The 22,424-nt window shown below is 62.9% G+C and carries 19 protein-coding genes; 5 read left to right on the top strand and 14 right to left on the bottom strand.

The window, feature by feature from the left end:
- Window positions 1–60 precede the first annotated feature (60 nt).
- The 4 genes from ACSQ12_RS09005 to ACSQ12_RS08990 form a co-directional block, all read right to left on the bottom strand.
- Entirely contained in the window at window positions 61–1,536 is a 1,476-nt protein-coding gene (locus ACSQ12_RS09005) for a PepSY-associated TM helix domain-containing protein (RefSeq protein WP_436065101.1), read from the bottom strand.
- Window positions 1,537–1,708: 172 nt separating this feature from the next.
- Window positions 1,709–2,437, bottom strand: a complete 729-nt coding sequence (locus ACSQ12_RS09000) for a YcnI family copper-binding membrane protein (protein WP_436065100.1) — start codon at window positions 2,435–2,437, stop codon at window positions 1,709–1,711.
- 120 nt (window positions 2,438–2,557) lie between these two features.
- Complete coding sequence (locus ACSQ12_RS08995) at window positions 2,558–3,163, bottom strand: hypothetical protein (protein ID WP_436065099.1); 606 nt, start codon at window positions 3,161–3,163, stop codon at window positions 2,558–2,560.
- A gap of 105 nt (window positions 3,164–3,268) precedes the next feature.
- Window positions 3,269–3,805: a copper resistance CopC family protein gene (locus tag ACSQ12_RS08990; protein ID WP_436066964.1), complete on the bottom strand. Its 537-nt coding sequence runs from the start codon at window positions 3,803–3,805 to the stop codon at window positions 3,269–3,271.
- 331 nt (window positions 3,806–4,136) lie between these two features.
- Here ACSQ12_RS08990 and ACSQ12_RS08985 point away from each other — a divergent pair, with 331 nt between their 5' ends.
- The 3 genes from ACSQ12_RS08985 to ACSQ12_RS08975 all read left to right on the top strand — a co-directional run bounded on the left by ACSQ12_RS08985 (window position 4,137) and on the right by ACSQ12_RS08975 (window position 6,052).
- Window positions 4,137–4,334 (top strand): hypothetical protein, encoded by a 198-nt coding sequence (locus ACSQ12_RS08985; protein ID WP_436065098.1) that lies wholly within the window; start codon window positions 4,137–4,139, stop codon window positions 4,332–4,334.
- An 856-nt stretch (window positions 4,335–5,190) separates the two neighbouring features.
- Window positions 5,191–5,358 carry a hypothetical protein gene (locus ACSQ12_RS08980; RefSeq protein ID WP_436065097.1) on the top strand — a complete coding sequence of 56 codons (168 nt, stop codon included), beginning with the start codon at window positions 5,191–5,193 and terminating at the stop codon, window positions 5,356–5,358.
- A gap of 16 nt (window positions 5,359–5,374) precedes the next feature.
- The gene (locus ACSQ12_RS08975; protein WP_436065096.1) at window positions 5,375–6,052 is read left to right on the top strand and encodes a helicase associated domain-containing protein; all 678 of its coding nucleotides are present in this window, start codon (window positions 5,375–5,377) and stop codon (window positions 6,050–6,052) included.
- Between the two features lie 216 nt (window positions 6,053–6,268).
- On the opposite strand, the gene ACSQ12_RS08970 is transcribed toward ACSQ12_RS08975, so the two are convergent.
- The 10 genes from ACSQ12_RS08970 to ACSQ12_RS08925 form a co-directional block, all read right to left on the bottom strand.
- Window positions 6,269–6,520, bottom strand: a complete 252-nt coding sequence (locus ACSQ12_RS08970) for a helix-turn-helix domain-containing protein (protein ID WP_436065095.1) — start codon at window positions 6,518–6,520, stop codon at window positions 6,269–6,271.
- A 193-nt stretch (window positions 6,521–6,713) separates the two neighbouring features.
- A complete protein-coding gene (locus ACSQ12_RS08965) occupies window positions 6,714–6,998 on the bottom strand; it encodes a hypothetical protein (RefSeq protein ID WP_436065094.1) in 285 nt (94 codons plus the stop codon).
- Between the two features lie 288 nt (window positions 6,999–7,286).
- Window positions 7,287–8,024, bottom strand: a complete 738-nt coding sequence (locus ACSQ12_RS08960; RefSeq protein WP_436065093.1) for a M48 family metallopeptidase — start codon at window positions 8,022–8,024, stop codon at window positions 7,287–7,289.
- Complete coding sequence (locus tag ACSQ12_RS08955; protein ID WP_436065092.1) at window positions 8,011–11,112, bottom strand: type I restriction endonuclease subunit R; 3,102 nt, start codon at window positions 11,110–11,112, stop codon at window positions 8,011–8,013. The genes ACSQ12_RS08960 and ACSQ12_RS08955 overlap by 14 nt, the downstream gene beginning before the upstream one ends.
- Entirely contained in the window at window positions 11,109–12,302 is a 1,194-nt protein-coding gene (locus ACSQ12_RS08950) for a restriction endonuclease subunit S (RefSeq protein ID WP_436065091.1), read from the bottom strand. Before ACSQ12_RS08950 ends, ACSQ12_RS08955 begins: the two co-directional genes overlap by 4 nt.
- A complete protein-coding gene (locus ACSQ12_RS08945) occupies window positions 12,299–14,746 on the bottom strand; it encodes an N-6 DNA methylase (RefSeq protein WP_436065090.1) in 2,448 nt (815 codons plus the stop codon). Before ACSQ12_RS08945 ends, ACSQ12_RS08950 begins: the two co-directional genes overlap by 4 nt.
- Before the next feature lie 67 nt (window positions 14,747–14,813).
- Window positions 14,814–15,020 carry a helix-turn-helix domain-containing protein gene (locus ACSQ12_RS08940; RefSeq protein ID WP_377953475.1) on the bottom strand — a complete coding sequence of 69 codons (207 nt, stop codon included), beginning with the start codon at window positions 15,018–15,020 and terminating at the stop codon, window positions 14,814–14,816.
- 216 nt (window positions 15,021–15,236) lie between these two features.
- Window positions 15,237–16,082, bottom strand: coding sequence for an SMODS domain-containing nucleotidyltransferase (locus ACSQ12_RS08935; protein ID WP_436065089.1), 846 nt, complete (start codon window positions 16,080–16,082; stop codon window positions 15,237–15,239).
- Complete coding sequence (locus ACSQ12_RS08930; RefSeq protein WP_436065088.1) at window positions 16,079–16,609, bottom strand: SLATT domain-containing protein; 531 nt, start codon at window positions 16,607–16,609, stop codon at window positions 16,079–16,081. Before ACSQ12_RS08930 ends, ACSQ12_RS08935 begins: the two co-directional genes overlap by 4 nt.
- Window positions 16,610–16,632: 23 nt before the next feature.
- A complete protein-coding gene (locus ACSQ12_RS08925; protein ID WP_436065087.1) occupies window positions 16,633–20,325 on the bottom strand; it encodes a YobI family P-loop NTPase in 3,693 nt (1,230 codons plus the stop codon).
- Window positions 20,326–20,824: 499 nt separating this feature from the next.
- Here ACSQ12_RS08925 and ACSQ12_RS08920 point away from each other — a divergent pair, with 499 nt between their 5' ends.
- Together ACSQ12_RS08920 and ACSQ12_RS08915 are read left to right on the top strand one after the other, a co-directional pair.
- The gene (locus ACSQ12_RS08920; protein ID WP_436065086.1) at window positions 20,825–21,976 is read left to right on the top strand and encodes a recombinase family protein; all 1,152 of its coding nucleotides are present in this window, start codon (window positions 20,825–20,827) and stop codon (window positions 21,974–21,976) included.
- Window positions 21,966–22,325, top strand: coding sequence for a hypothetical protein (locus ACSQ12_RS08915; protein ID WP_436065085.1), 360 nt, complete (start codon window positions 21,966–21,968; stop codon window positions 22,323–22,325). Before ACSQ12_RS08920 ends, ACSQ12_RS08915 begins: the two co-directional genes overlap by 11 nt.
- Window positions 22,326–22,424: the final 99 nt, after the last annotated feature.

Below are 22,424 nucleotides of genomic sequence, written 5' to 3'. Positions count from 1 at the left end.
GTCCGGGGCTCCCATGCCGAATGCTCGGTGGCTATCCCTGTGCCGGGACCGGGGACCGGTCTATGTCCCGGGCGCTGTCGTCTCTGATGGGCGGCGTTGGCGGCGCTTGACCGCGTCCACGAGCGTGTCCAGGACGATGAAGGCCAGCAGGCTGTAGCCCAGCAACGGCAGGAAAAGCCCGACGGCGACCATTACGGTGACCGCAGTCAGGACACCTGCCCAGTGCCCGCGCAGGAAGGCGCCCCGCGGTGCCGGGCGGCCGAAGGCCCGGGCGCTGCCGCGGGTGGGACGGCGCTTCCACCACATCACGTAACCCCAGATGACCATGGCGGCCAGGCCCGCGGCGATTCCGAGCAGGACGAGCTGGTTCGGCAGGCCGAACAGCATCCCCATGTGCGCGGCGATACCCCAGCGGGTGAGCTTGGCTGCGAGGTTGAAGTCATCGAAATCGAGGCGGTTGGTGATCTGGCCCGTGGCCGGGTCGATGGCGACGGCGCTGGCCGAGGCGGGCCATTCCCGGCCGGTTTCGGTGACCGACCATGCTGTGCCGGGTTTGGTCGGGGGTTTGATGTCGATCATCGGTGCGGTAATGATGTCGGCGCGGGCGATCCTTGTCACCGTGTCGAACATGGCCGGATCCGGGGCCGGTGCCTGGGCCGGGGCGGCGGTGGATGAGTGGCCGGAGTGGTCTCCTGCCGCGGCGGAAGCGGGGCCTGTCAGGGACGTCTTCAGGGTCGGGGTGGTCCAGTCGAAGGCGGTGCGCAGGGTGCTGACGTTGGCGCCGGCGTTCTCTGACCAAGTGAGACCGGTAGCGGAGAGGAACATGAAGGCCGCGAACAGGATGGTTCCGGTGGTGCCGTGCAGCCACACGGTCCGGGCGCGGCCCGTGGCCGGGCGCGGTTTCGCGGCGGTGTTCTTGGTGGTGGTGCCCTTCCGGCGGATCCTCTCGATCCACAGCAGCAGGCCGCCCAGGGCGATGACCCAGAGCCAGGATGCTGCGAGCTCGCTGTAGATGCGGCCGGGTTCGCCCAGGTTCAGGGAGCGGTGGAGGTTGGAGATCCAGGTCCGCAGCGGCAGTGCACCGCTGCTGCCGTAGGTGGGAAGGTCCCCGCGTATTTCCGCCGTGCCCGGGTCAACGAACAGTGTCCGGTATTGGGATTCGCCCAGGGACGGGTCGGCGAACAGCACCCGTGTGGTGTCTTCCGGTCCGGGGGCTGGCCGGACGGTGACCGGGGCCGCGCCGCCGGCGTGGTCCATGGCCGCTTTGACCTGGGCCGAGAGCGGCAGCGGGTCGGTCACGGCGGGAACGTGCAGTTCCTTGGAATACATGGCCTGCTCCAGTTGCGGGGCCATCGCATACAGGCCGCCGCTGACGGCCGCGATGAGCAGGAACGGTCCGGCCAGGATTCCGGCGTAGAAGTGGATCCTGAGCAGGAAGGCCCGGAACCAGCCACGGTCCGCGGCCGGCCGGGTGGCCGGATCGGGTTGCGGTGGAGTGTGTGATGCCCCGGCAGGGGGCTTGGTCAGAAGAGTCATGAGTTGTTTTTGTGTCTTTCAAGAAGTAGTTTCCGGGCACGCGACAGGGCGCGGCTGGGTGCGGAACGGCCGCGCAAAATGTGGCCGCGTCGCCGTGGAATGCGGGCAGCACGGAACCGGCCGTGCCGGTGGGTCCGGAACAGGCCGGGTCGTGCGTGTGGCCGGTGGAGGGTTAGTTGCCCTTGGCGGGGCGGGTGCGGGCCAGTGCGGTGACGCCGGCGGCCAGGCCGATCAGCCCGGCAGCGAGCCCGAACCAGCCAGCCGTGGATCCGCCATCCCCGGCGGACGCGGTCGCTGCCGCCGGCGCAGGGGTTGCTGCCGCGGACGATGTCGGGGCGGTCGTCTCGGTGTCCTTGGCCGTGGTGACGAACGAGGGCGCAGGGTGTTCGGGCTCGGTCTGTCCCTCAACGGTCTTCTCGTCCCATTTCACGATCGTGCCGTCGGTGTAGGTCTGGGAGGCGGGGAGCGTCACGGTGGTGCCGGCATCCGGCAGGATGCCGACGGAGAGGGCGAAGGCCTGGTACTCGTTCTGGCCGATCTGGTGCGCGGCGTCTGCTGTCCAAACGACGGAGCTGGGGGCCTTGGTCACCGTGGTTCCGGCAACGGTCACGGGCTTGGGGAGATCGGCGATGATGACCTGGGCGGTCCAGCCCTCGACGGGCTTCACGGACACCGAGGTGAAAGGGGTGTCGGTCGGGAGGGTCACTTCGAGCTTGTTCGTCTTGGCCGTGGCCGATTCGTTGGGCACGTTGAAGGTCAGGTGGGTGTAGCCGCCTGCTGCCGTGTCGTCAGGATCAACATGGACATGGGCGGACGCGGCGGTCACGCCGAAGGCGAGCAGCCCGGCGGCCATCGTGGCGGCCGATATGGTTTTGAGGGTACGGCGGAGAGAAGACTTCATGGCAGGGATGCCTTTCACAAAAAGAACGGTTGGGAACCTGGGCACGGAACACGTCCGGGCCGGTGGAGGGTAGCGGTCTGCCGCCGGGTCCCTGCCCGTTCTGGAAAGGTAACGGTGGGTTTAGGCGGCGTTCAGCATCGTCGGTGGGCCGCGCCGTGCGGGCATGCGCCGGACCAGCTGGTCCCGGGGAAGGACGAGGGGCGCCACGCACGGTCCGGGAACGCGCGCCGGAACGATGGTGCACGATACGGGAAGCTGGGCCAGCGGGCGCAACCAGGCGGCCAGCGCCCACAGGGCCTGCTCACCACGGGCCAGCACCGCAGCGGTGGCGAGGGTCGCCACAGCATGGGCGGCGAACATCTGCCAGTCACCGGCCGCTACGTGGGCCGGTGGTGCGGCACTGAACGAATCGACGGCCGGGACCGGAGTGTGGTGGGCGTGGCCGGACACGGCCGGGCCGGCTGAAGGCGCCGCGCCGGAGAGAGCGTGGAAGGCCCAGTGCAGCCAGAGCTGTCCTGCGCCGAGCAGCGCGGCCAGGACGGGCGTGCTCAAACGGAACTTCGTTAGCATCGAGACGGGCAGCACCGTCAACGCGCACAGTGCCATGAGGACGGCAGGTTCGGGAAGGTTCCCGCCGCCGGCCAGGTGTCCTCCCGCGGCGAGGCCCAGAATGGTGGAACCGATCAACCCGGTACGGAGCAGCCGGAAGGAAGCACGCGTCGTCATTGGCGGTCCTTTCCGGTCTGGGCTCAAGCGGTCATCACGACAAATTCTACGGTTCCCGCGTTGCCGGAGCCCCCTATGGGAATGTTCGTGACGACGCCCGATGTGCTACTGCTCTTCCACGGGATCGTTTACGGACAGGCGCCGCCGGACGTACAGGACCCAGACAACCAGCCCGCCCAGCAGCACGGCACCCCCGGCAGCCACCACGCCCCAGGGAAATTCCGCTGTCGCCGGGGGCTTCGGCGCCGGCGTCGTAGGCACCGACGAAGTGCCTTGGCCGACCGTGAACGAGAACGTCCCCTCGATCGGATGGGAATCAGAAGAGACCACGCGCCAGATCACGGTGTACCTTCCGGCCGGGGCGCCGGCCTTCACCGCCTGGGAGACATGGTTATCAACAATCGACACCGGGCCCTCGGCCTGGTTCGTACCGCTTTCAACCTTAACCAGGACCTCGGAACCAAGCGCGAGTGGCGTGTTACTGAACGTCAACCGAACCATGGAAGGAACCGAGGTAACCGCCGCCCCATCAGCCGGCTCGGTAGCCTCAAGCACGTCATGCGCCGCAGCCGGCGACACCGGCAGCAAAACCAGAGCAAACGCCAACGCCCCTAAAATGCAAGACGCTAAGACGCGCCGCATCAGCCCACCGATCCACACAACATCCACGACAACCATCTTCCGACATCCCGATCAGCACTTCTACCCAGTGTAGAACCACGAACAAGATGGCAAGGACCTCAGCCAGGATTGCCCCGGAAGCCCACCCCACCCGTCAAGGTGGTCCTGGTTCAAGCTTCACAGCGGTCCCAAATTAGCTTGACATACTCATGTCAGCGCCGCTCCTCCGCGCGTCACGCTCCACGGGCTTGCTGCTGATAATTTTCAGGTATGAAAGCACGTCCCGGCCTCTGGTGACCCCGGGACCGGCACGCCGCACTCCCTGGCCCTGGTCTTCCTTGCCGGCGCCATCATGCTTGTCGCGTTCGCCCGCTTCAGCAATGACAAGAGCTTCGCCGTCCTGGGACAGAACAAGCCGTTCCTCGTCGCCATGACGCTGGGCTCCATCACCGGGACCGTGATCGGCGGACTGCTGCTGGGCGTTGTTACGAGCCTGGTCCTGATTCCCCTGCTCGTCCTGCTCCTGCTGCCGTCATCGATCAGAGTCTGAAATCACGACAAACCGCCGTTCCCGTCATCGCAAGCCCCGCAACCCTACGAACTAGCCTCATGACGTGGGGCCAGAAATAGCCGTCACAGTGGGGCCAGAATTGGTTGACAAACTCAAGAGCTCCCCCCGAACGGCGGATCCGCAAGGCCATACATCCCCAAATACAACTCCCGCAACCAGTCCTGGACGACTGTAAGCAACACCGATTTCGTATCAACGGGGCGGCTCCAACTGGAGCTGACACAAAAATACTCAACCAACGGGCGTCAGGAGCGGTTCCGCGACGGCAAGCGACAGCAACTCGACACCGCCCTGCCGGCCATACTTCGCGAGATCGAAATTCAACATCTGGAAAACGAGTGGAAGCGCGAGAAAGCACGCCTCAAGGAGGAGGAAACGCAGCGACGGTGGGAAGCAGCCATGAAGCGCGCCCGCATACGAATCCAGGACCACCACAAGGCCTAGCAGCTCAAGATACAGGCTGACGCATGGGCAGAGACCGGCTTGCTGCACAAGTACGTGGATGCCCTCGAGGCGCGAGTGTCCTTAGAACGGGATGAAGAGCTGGTCAATCGCGGGATGGCCTGGCTGGCATGGGCACGCGACTACATCGACGCCAACGATCCTCTGCTCCGCCCCGTCGAGGTTCCCGTCTTGGCAGACTATCGCGATGAAGACCTTGTGCCGTTTCTCGACGGTTGGAGTCCACACGGACCGCATGGGATCAGGTAGAAGCGTATCGCTTTGAGCATGCGATAATTTCTGCCAATTCCCGGCCCTTCCAGGGCACTACGCCAGTCCAACAAAACGAGGACTGGTTCGCATAGCCTAGGGCTTACGACTATTGGGGGAACCAGTGAATCTAAGTCCAGCTTTCGGTGTTATTGGTGTTCTGTACGCTGTCTTTACGATCGTGCTGGCCGGACTGGCGGTATACGCCCTGGTCCTCGTCATCGTGTTCCTCCGGCTGCGCATTACTGAGCTGAAGCAGGCTCGACGGCCCAAGGACGACCCCCTGCGGTGATGACACTGGCAAGCAAATGACCCAGACGAAGCGCACCGCGCCCGATCCTGAGTGGGTGCTGATGTACCGGCAAGGCATTCCCACGTCGAAAATCGCCGCGGTCACCGGCGTCGCTGAAACCACGGTCAGGTACCACCTGGCCATTGCCGCCAAGCTGGATCCCCGCATCAGGGCTGAGCATCAGGCGGCGCTTCCCGCCGCACTCCCGCGTCTAACAGCAGCTGGCCGGCGGAACCAGGAAGACATCCTCTCCGTCTACAAGACCAAAGGCCAGTTGCCAACCTTCAGCCGCTCGGCCCGCGAAAAGGCACTGGCAGTGTGGCTGCATCGACGCCGTAAGGAAGCAGCGCAGGGAACCCTCTCCCCTGCCTACGCTGACGCCCTGGACGTGATCCCGAACTGGCGGAAACCATCGACAAAACAGGCTGACGACGAAGCGCGCTGGACGCAGCGCCTTACCGAGGTCGCAGAGTACCGGGCTGCCGGCAACAATTGGCCCCGGCACAACAAAACCAACGACCCGTTAGAACGAATGCTTGGCGTGTGGCTGCACGTCCAACGCATCAACGACCGCGCCGGCAGGCTGGAACCCGTCAGGAAAGACCAGCTGGACACGGTAATCCCGGGGTGGCGGCAGGGCAGGGCCAGGAGAGGTGCTAACAGCAGGATAATCAGGCAGGGTCGTCTGCCCTAAAAGGGGTCAGATGAATCACTTCCTCGGGTCTCGTCCAAGAACTTCGTCGACACACAAGCGAGTCCCAGTTAACTTCCCCGGTGGCGTCCATCCTGCACAGCCACCGGTCTCCTATGTCAGTTTGGGCGTCGGCACCTCCGCCCCTGAACGTCACCAGCCCAGACCCAAACGGACCCAGCTCGTAATTTTTTGACGGTAACGCCCACCAGTGAACGGCTACTCACCGTCTGGCTCCCCCTCGTCTATGAGCTCACCGGCGGCGATGCGTTCCGCGGTGCGCCGGTAAGCCTCAGTGACGTAGTCCTCGATGTCCTGGCGGCCGATGCGCCACTGGCCGCGCCCACCGATCTGAATGGCGCGAAGCTCACCTGTCTTCAGCAGTGCCCGGATCTGGCTGTGGGACACGTTGAGTTCCTCGGCTGCCTGCTCGATGGTCAGGAATCGGAGCTTCTTGGGTTCTTCGGTCACCCGTTCATCCTATGTGCGGGCCACCCGGCTAGGGGTACGAACAAATAACGAGACAAGATACCCGCCTTCGCGACGCCTCCCCTGGGCCAACCTGGTTTCCCCAGGCTTAGCACGGAAGCACCCGCGAACGCGCGGGTAGATAGCTCAACAGATGTTTAGCGGCCTAAAGTTCATTGAATCCCGCACCCACTCGCTACAGCCCGCCTCCGCCCTTCCACTCTTCAGGTTTCACCCGCTTGATGCTGGACGAATGCGCCCAACCCACGTGGTATTTGCCGGATGAGTCGAGCCATTCAATCAGGCCATAGTTCCGGGTCCAGCCCACAGCTTTGCCATAGATGCCGCTCACGTAGACCAGGGGCGGGCCATACTTCGGGAACTCTCTGATGGGAGCCGGGTCATCAATCGGTCGCCTCTCTTCCGCTTGGATCCGGGCGAACATACGCTCAGAGTCCTCAGGAGTACCTCGCTTGATCACGGCTTAATCATAGAACATATATTCGAATAGCTTCGCCTGTGAGCCTCGAGCAAGCAGGTCTGCGCATGCGCCGCGCCGCGTGCAGGTCGGAGCATTCGACGGCTTCGAACCTGCCGGCGGTGAAGTAGGCGACTATCCGGTCATAGGCAGGACGCCGCTTCGTCTTGGTGAATCACCCATAGCTCGTTGGAAGTGTGACTCGTAAACTTGGTCGACCCATCGGATCGGGCGCGCAAATCGCTGTTTCGCGGAGATGCGCTCCCCTAGCGGTGCCGCCGCTCAGTTTCATCACGCCCGTTCGTCTTCGCCCCACTCCTCGTGCCCGAGCGGGGCTTCGTTCAGCTCGTCTCGACGTGCCCGCCAGTCGGGAAGTGCGAGGTCCATCAAGGACACGAACTTCTCGCCGTGACCACGCTCCAAGAGGTGCACGAGTTCGTGGACGACGATGTACTCCAGGCAACGCGGATCCTTCTTCGCCAACTCCGGGTTGAGCCAGATCGTCCGTGACGTGGTGACGCAGGTGCCCCACTTGGTCTTCATCCGGCGCACGACGAACTTGTCAGCCTCGACCCCGAGGATCGGCTGCCATTTCTCCAGCAGCGCGGGTACGGCGGCCTTCAGCTCACGCCGGTACCAACGATCCAGTGCGCCGAACCGCCCGGCGGCGTCGGTTCCGGATGGAGTGATCACCCAGAGCGTATTGCCCTTGATCTCGACACCGTATGCGCCGCTCGACTTGGAGACGTCGAGGAGATACCGCTGCCCCCATACGAAGTGGGTCTCTCCCGAGACCATCCTGCGCTCTGTCTGCCTGTCTGCATTCTGGAGCTGCTCCCGCTGACGCTTGATCCACGAGAGCCGCTGCACCACCGCGAGCCGGATAGCTTCTTCAGTAGTCCGCTGCGGTGCGGCGACCCGCACCCTGCCCACCGGCGGGTAAACAGAGATGTGCAGGTTCTTGATGTTTTTGTAGACGACGTCGACGCCAAGGCCCGCGACGGTGAGGTAGGCGTTAACGGTACTCATCGTTGTTCTTCAACAGTTCGATGAACTCCGCAAGTGAATCCTCTTCGACGCCTGGGAGTTCCTTGCGCAGCTCACGAGCGAGGGCGCGTTCCTTCATCTTGCCGGCACCGGCGTCGGCCCATCCGTGCTCCTTGCTCGCTTGGATTCGGTGATGCAGTGCTTCGTGGTCGACAGCCAGATCTTCTGGACGCCACCCGAAGTCCATGATCGCCCGACGCGCTGGTGTGCTCGCCCATTCCGGGTAGGCCTTGCCGTCTGCTGCCTCCCGGGTGCCGACCTTCTTCGTCAGCTCGATGAGTTTGCGGAGGTAGTCTGCGTAGTCCTCGGCGTCTTCCTTCTGCTTCTCGATGAGTGCGTCGAGGAGTTCGGACATGTGCTCGTAGTAGCGCGGGTTCATCGCGTGCTCGTCGACGATCGTCTTGCGGACGTTGTTAATGATCGTCTCCGCTGTGGCTGCGCTGCTGCCCCTAATTCCAGGTGGCAGCGTGTCGACCGCGTCGGGCCCGCGCTCGACGATCAGCTGGACCAGGGTCTTCTCCAGGTCGGCGACCTGTTCAACGGGTTTGGCATTGATGTAGTTGTCGAGCAGTTGGCGCATCCCTGCCTCATACTGCTTCATGTCGATGTTCTCGCCGGCTCCGGCCTCGACCTCGCTCTTGACGGCGGCGTAGTGGGCGACCTCGTCCTTGATCGACGCCATCTCAGCGGCCGTGTAGCCGGCGGCTTCCATGTCGCTGGCGACGGCTCCGAAGGCGCGTACGAGGGTGGCAACGGACTTGTAAAGCAGGACGCGTTTGGGTTCGTTGTCCTTGATCTGGTCGGCATCGCCGGGCGTAGACGCAACGAAGTAGTGCTGGTATTCGAGCGTGCCTTTGGGCGGGGCGACCGGCTCGCACAGAGCACGGACGGCGTCGAGAGCCTCCTCGAGATCTTTGCGGTCCTGCTCATTGCGGTCGCTGATCAGTCCGTCGACGTCATCGGCCTCGTACTCCCCGAATGCTTCGGAGGTATAGTCGGTGACAGTCTTGTCGAGCGACTTGAACAGGTCACGGTAGTCGACGATGTACCCGTAGGTCTTGTCGTCGCCGTCGAGACGGTTGACGCGGCAGATTGCTTGGAAGAGACCGTGGTCGCGCATTCTCTTGTCGATGTACAGGTACGTCGCACTCGGCGCGTCGAAACCGGTCAGGAGTTTGTCGACCACGATGAGCAGCCGCATCTGGCCGGGCTCGTTGACGAACTTCTTCTTGGCATCGGTCTCGAACTCTTCGACCCGGCTGATGGCCTTGTCGGGGTGCTCGCCGAAGTAGTCGCCGAGCATCTGCCGGTAAATCTCGTACTTGCGGAGCTCTTCCGTGTCGCCCTCACCCGCGTCTTCCTTGGAGATCGCGGTCGGGTTGGGCTTGTAGCTGGTGACGATCGCGACCTTGCCCCTGAAGCCGCTCTTCACGAATGCCTCGTAGAAGGTGCAGGCCTGATAGACCGAATCGCTCACCAACATGGCGTTGCCCCGGCCGCTGATCAACCGTGGCTGGGTCTCCATGTCCATGAGGATGTCCTGGACAATCTGCGCCGAGCGGGGTGCAGAGGAGAAGACCTTCTGGATCGTGCCCCACTTCTGCTTCAGCCGAGCCTTCGACAGGTCGGTGAGGTTCCTGGTCTTGGCGTCGAACCACTTGTCGACCGCCGCGGATCCCTGGAGCTCCTGCTCGACCTTGCGGGCCTCGTACTTCAGATCGAGTACGACGCCGTCGCGGACGGCCTCGTCGAACTTGTAGGTGTGGATGAACGACCCGAAGGTCTCGATGCTGGTCTTCTTGTCACTCTTCAGCAGCGGCGTGCCGGTGAAGCCGACGAACATCGCGCCCGGCAGCAGGTCCTTCATGATGCGGTGCATTTTGCCACTCTGGGTGCGGTGGGCCTCGTCGACGAACACGAAGATGTTGCCCTTGGCCCTGAAGCCGTCGGGGATCTTCGTCTTGAGCTCCTTCGCGAAGTCCTCGGCGTCCTTGTCGCGGACCTCGTCGTCGGTGCCGCGGAACTTGTGCACCAGGGAGCACATGAGCCGCGGGTTCGAGGTGTTGAGCATCGCGAGCATGTCCGCGCCCGACTGGGTGCGGACGATCTTCTCCCCGACCCCGGAGAACCCGCCCTCGATCTGCTCGTCCAGCTCAGTGCGGTCGGTGATCACAAGGACGCGGGCATCATGCTGGGTCTCCAGGATCCACTTGGCCAGCCACACCATCGTCAGGCTCTTGCCCGACCCCTGTGTGTGCCAGATGATGCCGCCCTCGCGCTTGGCGATGCGGGCCTGAGAGGCCTTGACGCCGAAGTACTGGTTGTGTCGCGGGGACTTCTTCACGCCTGCGTCGTAGACGATGAAGTCGTGGATGATCTCCAGGAAGCGCTCTTTGGAGCACATCTGGGCGATCGCCAGGTCAAGGTCAGCGTTCTCGCCTTCCTCCTTCCACCGCAACCAGTACTTCTCCGGGGTCTCGATCACCCCGTAGTGCAGCCCCTCGACATCGTTGCCCGCGAACAGCAGCTGGACCGTTGTGAAGAACGGGCGGACGAAGTCGTGGCGCTGGTTGCCGATGTTCTGACGGATACCGCTGGCGACGCTCACCGTCGAGCGCTTCAACTCCACCACACCGAGCGCGATCCCGTTCACATAGAGGACGAGGTCGGGTCGCTTCGTGTGCTGACCCTTGACCGTGACTTCTTCGGCCACGACGAAGTCGTTCTTTGTCGGATTGGTCCAGTCGATCAGGTGGACCGACTGGGTGGTCTGGTCGACGTCGGTCTTGACCTTCGCGCCGTATCTGAGCAGCTCATAGACTTTGCGGTTCTGGTCGTACAACGAAGAGCCGCCGCCGAACGCTGCAGCGGTCATGAGTTCATGTACCGCTCGAGAGACCAGAGCCTCGTCGTACCCACGACCGAGCAGGTAAGCGCGGAGCTTGGCTTCATCGACGCAGCGGTTGTCCTGGTCTTTCAGGTTCCCGCCGTAGATGTACCCAAGCTTGTGCCGGAAGAGCTCGACGACCCGGCGTTGTGTCTCGCGCTCCTTCTGACCGACCGTGCTCATGCCTCCTCCTTCACCGGCAGGCGGGTCCGGCCCGTCAACAGCTCCTGCATCATCCCAACCTTCACGGCACGAGCAGACTCCAGACGACGCTCCAACGCTGCGATCTCAGCATCTGCATCATTCAGAACGGCCGCAATGGCATCCCTTTCAACAACGTCCATTGACCAATCGATTTCGAAGGCACGAACTTGATCGGAGTTCACCGAGGTGAAGGTACTTCCTTGCTCAAAAAGGGCCCATTTGTCCTCTGCCGCAACCAATGCATGGAACAAGAAGTCGGTCGAATCAGTGGTCGACAGTCCACATACACCCCGCCCCAGGCATGCATCTGCATGTGCCCTCGCCGTGAAGCCAACTGGCGCACGCACTGTGAGAACTACGTCGCCCTTACGAACTCTTTTCGACGGAGACGTGGTCCAGACACGGTCAAATGAACGGCGGTTCTCAATATCAGCGTTACCCTGTATGAGCACCACACCATGCGCCTTGGTGTTGTATGACGATCCAGAAGGCGATTGCCCCATCACCACAGTCGCCACCTCACCAACCGTGCGGACCTGCCATTCGTCTCTGAATCCCTGGAGGCGGGTGCGGCCGGTGAGGAGTTCCTGCATCATGCCCTGCTTGACATCACGCTTCTTCTCGATCAGAGCCTGCAAACAGTCGACAAGGGCGGACGCATCATCGAGAACCTCGGCGATGACCCGCTGCTCTGGCACGTCGGGCAGCGCTACCACAACAGACTTCAGATCCCGCTGACCGATGTTAGCGCGTATCCCGCCCTGCCCCCGTCCCGTGATCTGGCTCCGCACGTCGTCTCCTCGTAAGCAGTACTTCGAGTATCCGACATCAAGATGCGCCGTCTTCGGTTGGGCGCGGAAGACGAAGCCGCCGAAGACCACGGGTTCGTCGCCCAGATATGTAGAGCTGAGGCCGACCTCGTCTTGTGTCTCTGATGTCCTGTTAAAGAGAACATCGCCGTGGTTCACCCTGTAACGAACAAGGGTCGACTTGGGCAGCGCGATGCGACCAGGGATGGCGTCTACGGCCAGTGACTCGCTGGTGATGACTTCGAGGACATTCACGAAAGGAGTACCCTGGCCATAGGCCGACTTGTCCGCGTTGATGCCGTTCGAGAATTCGAACAATTCTCCAAGCCGGTGTGTCGTCCAGTCGTCCGGCCGGGTCATGCTTTGACCCCCATCGCCGCAAGGTGCTCGGCCACTCTCGCGCCGAGCTTTTCCGCCTCCGTGTCGAGCTCCCCAGCGGTGCGGTCGTAACGGTTGGCCAATTCCCGGAGGCGAGCAACCAGCGCTTGGCCGAGCGCAGTCACCTCGGCTCCGATCCGAGCGCGGATCGTGCCGCCCCACTTGTCGTCGATGACGAGCGTCTGGATGTCGTCGATCGTGAGCTTCGAGTACTGCGCCAGCGCCTGAGCCTCGAGCTCGGCCGTCGCTTCCTTGACCGCATTCTTGGCAGCAGCGTCGGATTCGTACAGCTTGATTACATGCTGTAGGGCCTGAAGCTCATCCGCCTCAGCACCTTCCCGCTTAGCGATGCGGAGTCGAGCGGTAGCCATGGCCTTGGTTATCTTGTCGTCTTCAACGGCTTCCCAAAGGAGCCCCTCTTCGACAGCGTGTTCCTCCGCATACGCCTCGACCGCCTGGTTAGAGGCCTCCTGCTCTGCGGCAAGTCTCTCGAGCTCGGCCCTCTCTTCCGGGAAGAATCGGGCAATGACGTACTCTGGCGGGATCAGGTCCATGACCCACCGCTTCGCGGTTGCCCGAGCACCCGTAACAATGTGGGCGTCTTCGTGCTTGGGCTTGTTGTTCTTGTCCTTCCAGGTGCGTGCGGCGCGCGGCTGCACGGCTTGGGTCCAGCCTTGGCTGACGATCAGGGACACGTCGTCGTGCATGACGTCGTTCCAGTAGCTCATGAGCTTCTCGTAGACGCCGTATTCGTCGATCAGCGGTCGCCGCCGGAACGCCTCCAGTAGTGCCTCGGAGATGTCGTGGATGACGTCGTTCGGCTTGGTGTTCGATTCGATCTTCTCGAGCAGGCCGCGCTTGCTTGCCCACCACTGCTGGACCGTGTTCGTTGTGTCGTGGTCAAAGGCTTGGTACTCACTGGAGCCAGTGATCGTTGACTTTATATCGCTCGGCTCGACCTTCGATTCCGAGTAGCCATCACGCAGCGGCACGAAGAGTTCGCTACGGAGAGACGGAAACGCATCCCAGTAGGGCTGGAGCGCATCGAGGTCGCGGTTCGGGATGCCTCCGAGCATGTGGGCGTGGAGGTCCTGGATGTCCTCGGGCTCGGAAGAGTCGATGTAGCGCGGGATGTTGAGGTTGTAGTCGTTCTTCGGATCCGCAATCTCGCTGACCGGCACCATCCGGGAGTAACGGGAGATTTCCTTGCCGCTGGTAAAGGCGTCGACGATCTTGTGCATGTCGCGCGGGCGCAGGCGGTTCTTGGGGCCGTCCTTGGCGAAGCCCGTGCTCGCGTCGATCATGAAAATGCCGGTGCGCGCCTGGGCGTCTTCCTTGTCGAGCACGATCAGGCAGGCGGGGATACCGGTGCCGAAGAAGAGATTCGCCGGCAGACCGATGATCGCCTTAATGTAGCCACGCTTGATGAGCTCGGTGCGGATCTTCGCCTCGGAGTTCCCGCGGAACAGCACACCGTGCGGGAGGACGACGACACCCTTGCCTCGCGGCCGCAACGACTTGACCATATGCAGGAGGAAGGCGTAATCGCCGTTCTTGTCCGGCGGGGTGTCGAATCCGTCGAAACGGCCGAAGGAGAAGTCGAAGCCGTTGCGCCAGGTCTTGTGGGAGAACGGCGGGTTGGCCACGAGGTAGTCGAATGTCTGGAGGTTGCCGTTGTAGGTGAACTTCGGATTCGCCAGCGTGTTGCCCTGGCGCAGGTCGTGGGTCTCGTTGCCGTGCAGAATCATGTTCATCCGCGCGAGCGCCCAGGTGGCGTTGTCGTTCTCCTGGCCGTAGATCGTCAAGCCGTTGGGGGCGGCGTCGGCGACCTTGATCAGCAGCGATCCGGAGCCGCATGTCGGGTCGTACACGGTGGTGGACTTCGGTGTGTTTGCCGGGATCTGGAGTAGCTGCGCCATCACCCGTGAGACCTCGGCCGGGGTGTAGAACTGGCCCTTGCTCTTGCCGGACTGGGTGGCGAAGTGCCGCATGAGGTACTCGTAGGCGTCGCCCAGGAGGTCGTCCCCTTCGGCTTTGGAGCCGGTGAAGTCCATGTCCTGGAAGATGCCGATCAGGTTCGAGACCTTGTCTTGCAGCTCCTTGCCGGAGCCCAGCTTGGCGGGGTCGTCGAAGTTTGCGTTGTTGATGACGCCCAGCAGGTCGTTCTCTTCGGCGAGACGCCTGACGGCGATGTTGACCTTCTCGCCGACGTCGGGCTTGCCCTTCAGCGAGATCAAGTAATCGAAGGATCCATCTTCGGGGACGTAAATCAGGGCTGACTTGTCGGCCTTCGCCTGGTCAGAGACGTACTTCACGAACAGCAGTGTGAGGACGTAGTCCTTGTACTGGCTGGCGTCCATCGATCCACGCAGCTCGTCGGCGCTGCTCCACAGTGAGGAGTACAGGTCAGATTTTTTCAGCGCCACAGTTCAATCTTTCTACGTTCATGCATGTATTCCGGGCCGAGAGGGCTTCCCGGGCCGCCAGCACTGCTCAGGGTCTTCCACTGCCATCGCCCTCGTCCGAGATTGCGGCCCCGCCGCTGCGGACCCAGGCGTCGACCTCGCTGGTCTGGAACTTCCAGAGCCTGCCGACCTTGTGGGCGGGCATGGAGCGTTCGGCGATCCAGGTGTAGACAGTCTCCTTGGTTACGCCGAGGTGGGCTGCGATTGCGTCGGCGGCGAGCCACGGTTCGCTCAATACTGCACTCCTCGGGACCGGCGGCGGCCGCCTGGTCGCGGTCTGACCCGATCTTACTCGATCTGACTGGGTTTGGATCGGGTTCAACCGAGCATGCACCTCGCCTCGGCGATAAGGAGTGACATCGTGCGAACTTCGACACGAGTCTCAGACGCCGGCGGCGATGATCGTCGACAGCCACCGTTGCGTCCGGGCTCTGACGTCTTCATACCGTCATCATGACTGAATATTGAAGAGCCGGACGAGGTGTCCGACGGCTGATGCATGGTCGCCGGCCTCGGCTGCTTCTCGCGCGAGGGCGGCGAGTCTCGCTGCCTCGTCCACGGCAAGCTTTGCAAGGATCGACTCTGTCACGTTACTGGTGCCCATGGCGATGCGCCGTCCGTAGTTGGTGGGGTCATTCATCTCTCGGAGGCCGCTGCTTGAAAGCGACTTGAAGAGGGTGCGGAGATCCCAGTCGTAGATGATCGGCGTGTTGCCGAGCGCGTATTGGGCCGTGCGCATCTCCAGGTAGAACGACGACAGCGGGACGTTGTTCCAGGCCCGCCAGGTCTTCACAAGGCGGATGAGGCCTTTCGCCCGGCCATCTGTCTCCTTCTGTGCTCGATTCACGTACTCCAAGTGCACAGCCGGATTGCTGCGAATCCAGCCGATGCCGTTGGGGTCGGGAATGTCGTAGTCGTCTGTGCTCTGGAAGTAGGCAGGCGTGATTTCCACGTCCGGGCCGTCATCGAAGTAGCGCAGGCGTACTGCTGGCCGGTCTATGGATACAGATGCACCCTGGATACCACGCGCCAGCGACGCCCGCAGCACTTCGAGCGTTGTTGAAGAGAAGTTCGGTTGGATCCCCGGCATTGTGACGAAGTAGTCTACGTCGCTAAACCGGTCGAGGGCGGTGCCGTGGTGCCACGAGCCGGTCTCCCGCATGCGGATGATGCCCAAATCGGATGTGAGCCAGTCCTCGATTTCTCCGCGGTGACGTGCCGCCAAAGTACGCGCCGCCTCATCGGGGGTCATTGCGCGGATCAGCGAATCCAACGTCGAGGCTGCAGTTGCGCTCATGCGGCATCGGCCCTGAACTGCTGGCCGCCATCCCGCTCGACGTTTCGTTTAGCCTTCTTGTAGGCAAATCGAGGAATCGGATCCGAGATGTGGTCGAGATCGGATGCACGTGCGGCGAGCCCGTCGAGTGCTTCACGAAGTGTGGCGATCGGGTCGCTGGGAACCTGGATGTGGAGCAGCCTCCGAGCGTCGTTACGCAGCGTGGTGTAGTCGTTGCCCCGAGCGACGGCAAGCTCGGCAAGCTTGTCCGGGTGGCTGGTAGTGAGTACAGCGGCAGCCACCGCTGCAAGTACAGCGAGGATGCCAGAGGCCACTTGTGAGTCGGTGGCGAACGTCAATACCGCTGCGAGCGTGCTGAGGGCAGCGGTGAGACCGCCAAGGCTCCAATGGATGGTTCGCCAAGCCTTGGCGGCCTCGAACTGTCCTTGTGCTGAATAGACCGCGCTTTCGTGGATGCGGGATACTTCGCCGCGGATGGACTCACGCTGAGAAGATTCTGCGAGATTCAACGGGTCACCCATAGCCATGCTCCCGCTTCTCCGCCCGGATCTCATACAAGGTTCCGGACCTTCCTTCCGCGGATGAGCTTTGGAACGATCTCAATCCTCCCGGCGGCTTCGAGGCGCTTGAACAGAGTTTCGTTCGACGATCCTCCGGGGAGGTCGAACTCTATCCCGGGACCTGCCAACAGCTCGTCGTAGGGCTGGCCGAGCGACACGAGGATGCCCGAGAGATCGGCCGGGTCGGTGTCTTTAGCGTAGGTCAGCTGACGCAGGACCACGTCCGGGTCCTGTGTAACACGAGCGATACGGCGGATCTCCCCGAGGGGCAGCCAGACCTGGCTGGCGATCGCGAACTGTCCGGCGGCGCGTAGAGCTTTCTTGTCGTCGCCAGGCACATAGTCGCCAAGGCGCTCGACCACCATCCGACGCAGCTCGTCGGGAATCCATGGGCTCTCCACGAACTCGCCGACGAAACCCGCCAAGAGCGCCGGCGTCATGAACTCCGAGGCATTCTCCGACACCGCGAAGGCCTCGGAGACCGATTCCCACCCGCACTCCGCGAAATGAGCGAAGGTGTCGAAAGTATCCGGCAACAGCTTCGCCTCCAGCGCACTGGCGAGTAGCTGGTCTGGGCTCGGAGTCACCTCAGCGAGCTCAATCGCGGACTCGAGATTCAGCTGCTTGACGAGTTGGACCCGGGCCTGCGCCGTAAGATGCGTCGAAGCATTCAGTACGCGGACCGCGAGGACGCCTCGGTCCTGGTCCGCAATCTCCTCGATGTCCCGCAGTTCGACCGGATCGGCTCCGTCCGGGACGAGAAGGCCGGACAGACGTTCGTCGACCCCATGAGCCAGTGCGTAAGCGGATACGTTGGCGACCGTCGGAGCCATGATGCCCGCATCCACGATCAAGAGCCAGGTCGGCTGTGGGACGTCCTCGATCTCCTGGATTGTGGCGGAATCGGAGCTCCGCTCGATGACGTCGCGCAGCTGGTCCTCCGTCCACGAGCCGTGCTGCTCGTTGATGAGATCGACCAGTACGGACTCCATGAGCACGATCGGCTGGGCCGACCCGTCGGCCTCCATTGCGGCGATGTAGTCGTCGATGTGCGTCATGCAGAACTCCCACACGCTCGGCTTCTTGCGCACCTCGTCGAGCGTCGGGGCTTCGTCGACCTCGAGTGCCAGCTGTAGGTTTGGCGGGCTGATCTTGTACCTGTGCGCTGCCACGATGCGGTCCCGGAGCGGGGCGCTCAGATCGCCAAGGTCCGTGACCAGCAGGTCCACCGCCTCGAGGATTTCGAAGACCCGCTCAGTCTGTGCTGCGGTCTGACTCTCGCGGACGGCAGTGAGCCGTGGATAGGAAGACTCGAGCAGCGCCCGGGAGGATTCGCCGATCCCGTAGGCGTCGGCATGCAGCGCGTTCAGGAGCGCCGCGTCGAACAGCTTCAGCCGCGTCTCTTCATCCGGGATGCCGGGGTGGTTCGCGAGGTACTCGAAGACGTCGCGCCACGGGTGTTCCGTCAGCTGCTGGACGAATAGATCGCGCGGGGCGTTAGGTGCGTTGAGGAAGGCATCCATGAATGCCTGGACGTCCTTGCCGTCATGCGTGATGACGTACGTGACAAGTTGCTTCGCGTCTTCGGGCTTTTCTTTGAGCAAGTATGACGCGACTTGGAGGTTCAGCGCGCTCACGCTGCTCGTGAAATCGGCCGGGACCTGTTCGAGCAGATTACTTATGGCGTTCTCAGAGGTGAACTCGTGGTCGAGGTACATCTCGTTCGGCTGGACGCTGTGGTTGTAGAAGAAGGCAACATCGACTCCGACGAAGCTGCCGTAGAAGATCGCGGAGTATTCGGCGTAGTTGCGCGTGATGAAACCCCGCCGCACGAGATCGCGCGCCAGCCCCGACTCAAGCACGTCGGTGATGCGCTGGTCGAACCCGGCTCTTCCCTTCGGTACGCGTTCGTAGCGGGCCAGTCCGGCAAAGTCCGCTCCTCGCAACGTCGCGATGTCCTGGTCGTACCGCTGGATCAGGCGGGCAAGCTCAACGGGATCAGGATCCAACCATTGCGCGGAATTCATGACCTCTGGGAAAACGCGGCTGATCTGTTCCGCAGAGGGCGTCACGAGGGTTGAGGTATTCCTCTGGACCATGGAGAAGGACTTCGACTTGGCGACGCGCTCCCAAAACGCCACTGTGTCAACCGCGTCGAACGCGTAATTCTGGTCATCAACCTTGACATAGATATACTGCCAGCCGTTTGACGGAGGGAAAAGATCCTTGATGTGGCGGAGCCTTTGCCCCATCGCCAGCGCAGTCTCCTCTTTCCGCTCGCGCTGTTCCTCGGTCCTCATCCGCTTGCGCCGCTGCTCCTGCAGACCCTCGATCAGTGTCCTGACCTCGTCGCGATGGAGCCGTTCGAGCTCATCGAGCGTGCTGCTGCGTTGGGAGATGGCCTCGAAGTCGGCGAGGTGGAAGTTCTTGTACGCGACGAGTGCGAAGAGGTGGTCCACCGTCATGCCCGGCGCGGGGGTCTTCGTCCACAGGAGGTGCTCGGCGAACACCACGAACTCGTTGCAGATGTTCTTCATCAGGCGCATGTCGGTGGTGTGCCGTGCGATCAGGTCCAGGAGAGGGCGCGACACGACGTTCTTGGCAAGACCAAGTTTTTCCAGCTCCTCGGCGAGGAGGTCACGGGCGTTGCGGTGCGAGATGAACGGCACCATGGGAACGACGATTTCGAAAAACTTGGTCCGGTTCGCCCGCCGGACCGCCTCTGCAGCAATGTCGAGCCGGGGCTTCGCGGTGGCCGTGGGGCTGTCCTGGCCGTCACTGGCTTTAGCCTCGCCGTCCTTGGACTTTCCTTCTCCGTCCTTGGATTCCGGCTCCTTTCCGAGCTGCTCGAACAGGCTGTCCTTGATGGCGTATATGAACCGCAGAGGCTCGTCACTGGCCGGCCAGTTCGCGGAAGCATTGATGAGGGTGTTCAGTTCCCGGAGCGAGTCGAAGATCTGCGGATCCTCGAAGCGGTCTAGATCTTCGAAGATCACGAACCTCGGCTTGACGGTGTCAAAGAAGGCAACGATCTCGTCGAGAAAGCTGTCGAAATAGGTGGTCGGGCCTTCGCCCAGGGCGATTTTCGTGCCGGCAGTCGTGACCTCCGAAACGATCCGGTCGCCGATGATCCATCGGGCCGCCCACAGGGACGCCAGGACAAGACTGAAAAGCATTCCAGCCAGCACGAGGTACCCGGGCAAGTCAGCTGCGGCGTCCGGCCAGCCGGGTCCGGAACGCACCCCCAGCACCCAGAGAAGCCCCAGGCCCACCACGCTGATAAAGAGGGCATGAAGGAACGCGCGGCCCTTGGTCACGGGTTTGGGCCGGGCGAACCGGGATCGACGGATCTTCCCTGGTGTCAGCCGGTAGACGAGTTGCTTGACCAGTTCCTTCTGGATCCGGTTGGTCAGGTCCTCGTCATCTTTATCCGGGCCAAGGGTGTTGATACTGATGCGGACAGTGTCTTTGTCGTGCTTCTTCTGAAAGTCATCCAGCACGCTGGACTTGCCGGCTCCGTAGCGGCCGGTTAGGGCGATGTTGCGGTTCCTCTTGTCGAGGACCGCCTCTTCAAGGTGCCGCACGTAGATCCCGTGCTGGCCGTTCTCGAATTCAGGAGCGAGGCTGCGCAGCTTGATCTGCTGCCGCGGTGCCTCCGGCTGGCTCGGACGTTCCTCGGCCATGGTTCCTCTTCCCCCAACGAGCCATAGCAGCGCTTGAGCGCACCACCTCCTCCTGATCTTATCGGGGACCATGATGCGGTTGTTTTCCCTCACCGCGTCACGCGACGGCAGTGCTTCCCCATGCCCCGATAAGCGCACTTACCAGAGACCCGCTGGCAAATTTCCCGAGTCTGTCGCGGGCCACACCACGCCGGTTGTTCCCCGCGCGCGCCAACTCACGTTCGAGTCCACAAAAATGCCCTGGTTTGCCAGCTGATTCGTCTTTTCACTGACTGAGAACTCGTCAAGGTTCCCGCCCGGGGTGGCTGACCGATCGCGGACAACCGAGCCCGCCGGGCCAGGAATCCCCACCGGACGCGGCGAAAGTGGCTTAGGACTTGCTCGCCGGGACCCGGTCTGGGCACCGAGCTGGGAGCGGACGATGGGTTGCCTCCAAGCGAAGCCGCGACACCCATCTCCCCAACCTTTTCCATGTACTGGTCAAGTTTAAGATGGGTAAGTGGAAGCCAAGGAACCCGTCCTGAGAGAGTACCTCCGCGTGTCCCAGGACCGCTCAGGGACCGGCAAGAGCCCCGGACAGCAGCACGACGAGATGGCGACAGCAGCCCGTCAGAAAGGCTGGACCCTCCATCCGCGGCCGTACCGTGACACCGACCGCAGCGCCAGCAGATACGCCAGGAAGGCGCGCGAGGGGTTCGCCGAGCTGATGGCGGATCTCGAGGACGGTGCCTTCGACGCCGACATGCTCGGCATCTGGGAGTCCAGCCGCGGCTCCCGCAGGACCGGTGAATGGATCGACCTGATCGAATTCTGCGCTGATCGCGGCGTGCTGATCTGGGTCATGACGCACAACCGCGTCTACGACCCTCGCAAAGCCCGTGACCGCCGGAGCTTACGCGAGGACGCCTCGGATGCCGAGTACGAGAGCGACAAGACCAGCGAGCGGCTGCTGCGCGACATGCGCGCCAACGCCATGAAGGGTCGGCCCCACGGGAAGAACATCTACGGTTACGAGCGCGTGTACGACCAGGTGACCCGGCAGCTCGTTGAGGTAGTCGAGCACCCGGAGCACGGACCGATCGTGCGGGAGGCAGGCAGGCGGATCCTCGCCGGCGAGACTTACTACTCTGTCGCGAAGGACTTCAACTCCCGCGGTATCCCGCCACGGCGGCCCTCGTTCACCCAGCGCCGCCGGGTCCTGGGTTGGACGCCCCCGGCGATCAGGCAAATGCTTTCGATGCCTGCTTACGCCGGGTTGCGGCAGCACCAGGGGAAAGTGCTCGAGGATGTCGAAGCGGTGTGGCCGCCGCTGCTCGAACCGGAGGAATGGCACCGGCTGCAGGGAATCATGGCCGGGCGGAGCAGGCAGAAGGCGAACAGCTGGCCGGCGAAGCATCTGTTGGGCGGCATCGCCGAGTGCGGCGTCTGCGGTGCGGGTATGCGCATTGGCAAGCAGAACAAGGGCCGGCCCCGACTCGACAAAGAGACGGGCCAAAAACTGCCGCAAGAGCACTACAACACGTACGTATGCCAGGGCGCTCCCGAAAGAGGACCACTTGGACTTGCTCGTCACCGAGGTCGTGCTGGCGCGGATCCAACGGCCGGACTTCCTCGCCCGGGTCGGCCAGCAGGACGATGGCGTGGACGCTGAGCGCGCCGCCCTGCTGGAAGAGATCCGGGGCCACCGGGAATGGCTGGAGGAGGTCCGTGCGGAGGCCGAAAGGGTCCGGAACCTCAGCGCCCTGTTCGACCAGGAACGCCGGGTTGCCCCAAAGATCGATGCGGCGCAGAAGCGGCTGGAGTCGCTGGCGGCGACCGACCCGCTGATCATCGAACTCGCCGGCGCGGACGACGTCGGAGCGCGTTGGGAGGAGCTCTCCTTGATTGACCGGCGGCAGGTGATCCGGCTGCTTGTCACACCTAGGATCGGTCCGGTCGGCGAGGACTGGAAAGGCCGGAAGGGCATCAACCGAGACCGTGTGTCGTTTGCGTGGAAGTAAGAATTGTCGCTGCTCGCGACTAAAATGATGAGGACAGACGACCGAGAGTGTCGCCGCTCCGACGTGGGCGGTTGGTCGAGGCGGTGGGCCCGCCTCGTG

Source organism: Arthrobacter sp. LjRoot14, assembly GCF_964253905.1.
GTDB lineage: Bacteria > Actinomycetota > Actinomycetes > Actinomycetales > Micrococcaceae > Arthrobacter.
This window is presented reverse-complemented; position numbering and strand designations above follow the sequence as displayed.

Coding starts and splice junctions, on each gene's coding strand:
- ACSQ12_RS09005 (WP_436065101.1), bottom strand. CDS start 1,536: ATGACTCTTCTGACCAAGCCCCCTGCCGGGGCATCACACACTCCACCG.
- ACSQ12_RS09000 (WP_436065100.1), bottom strand. CDS start 2,437: ATGAAGTCTTCTCTCCGCCGTACCCTCAAAACCATATCGGCCGCCACG.
- ACSQ12_RS08995 (WP_436065099.1), bottom strand. CDS start 3,163: ATGACGACGCGTGCTTCCTTCCGGCTGCTCCGTACCGGGTTGATCGGT.
- ACSQ12_RS08990 (WP_436066964.1), bottom strand. CDS start 3,805: ATGCGGCGCGTCTTAGCGTCTTGCATTTTAGGGGCGTTGGCGTTTGCT.
- ACSQ12_RS08985 (WP_436065098.1), top strand. CDS start 4,137: ATGCTTGTCGCGTTCGCCCGCTTCAGCAATGACAAGAGCTTCGCCGTC.
- ACSQ12_RS08975 (WP_436065096.1), top strand. CDS start 5,375: ATGACCCAGACGAAGCGCACCGCGCCCGATCCTGAGTGGGTGCTGATG.
- ACSQ12_RS08960 (WP_436065093.1), bottom strand. CDS start 8,024: ATGAGTACCGTTAACGCCTACCTCACCGTCGCGGGCCTTGGCGTCGAC.
- ACSQ12_RS08955 (WP_436065092.1), bottom strand. CDS start 11,112: ATGAGCACGGTCGGTCAGAAGGAGCGCGAGACACAACGCCGGGTCGTC.
- ACSQ12_RS08950 (WP_436065091.1), bottom strand. CDS start 12,302: ATGACCCGGCCGGACGACTGGACGACACACCGGCTTGGAGAATTGTTC.
- ACSQ12_RS08935 (WP_436065089.1), bottom strand. CDS start 16,082: ATGAGCGCAACTGCAGCCTCGACGTTGGATTCGCTGATCCGCGCAATG.
- ACSQ12_RS08930 (WP_436065088.1), bottom strand. CDS start 16,609: ATGGCTATGGGTGACCCGTTGAATCTCGCAGAATCTTCTCAGCGTGAG.
- ACSQ12_RS08925 (WP_436065087.1), bottom strand. CDS start 20,325: ATGGCCGAGGAACGTCCGAGCCAGCCGGAGGCACCGCGGCAGCAGATC.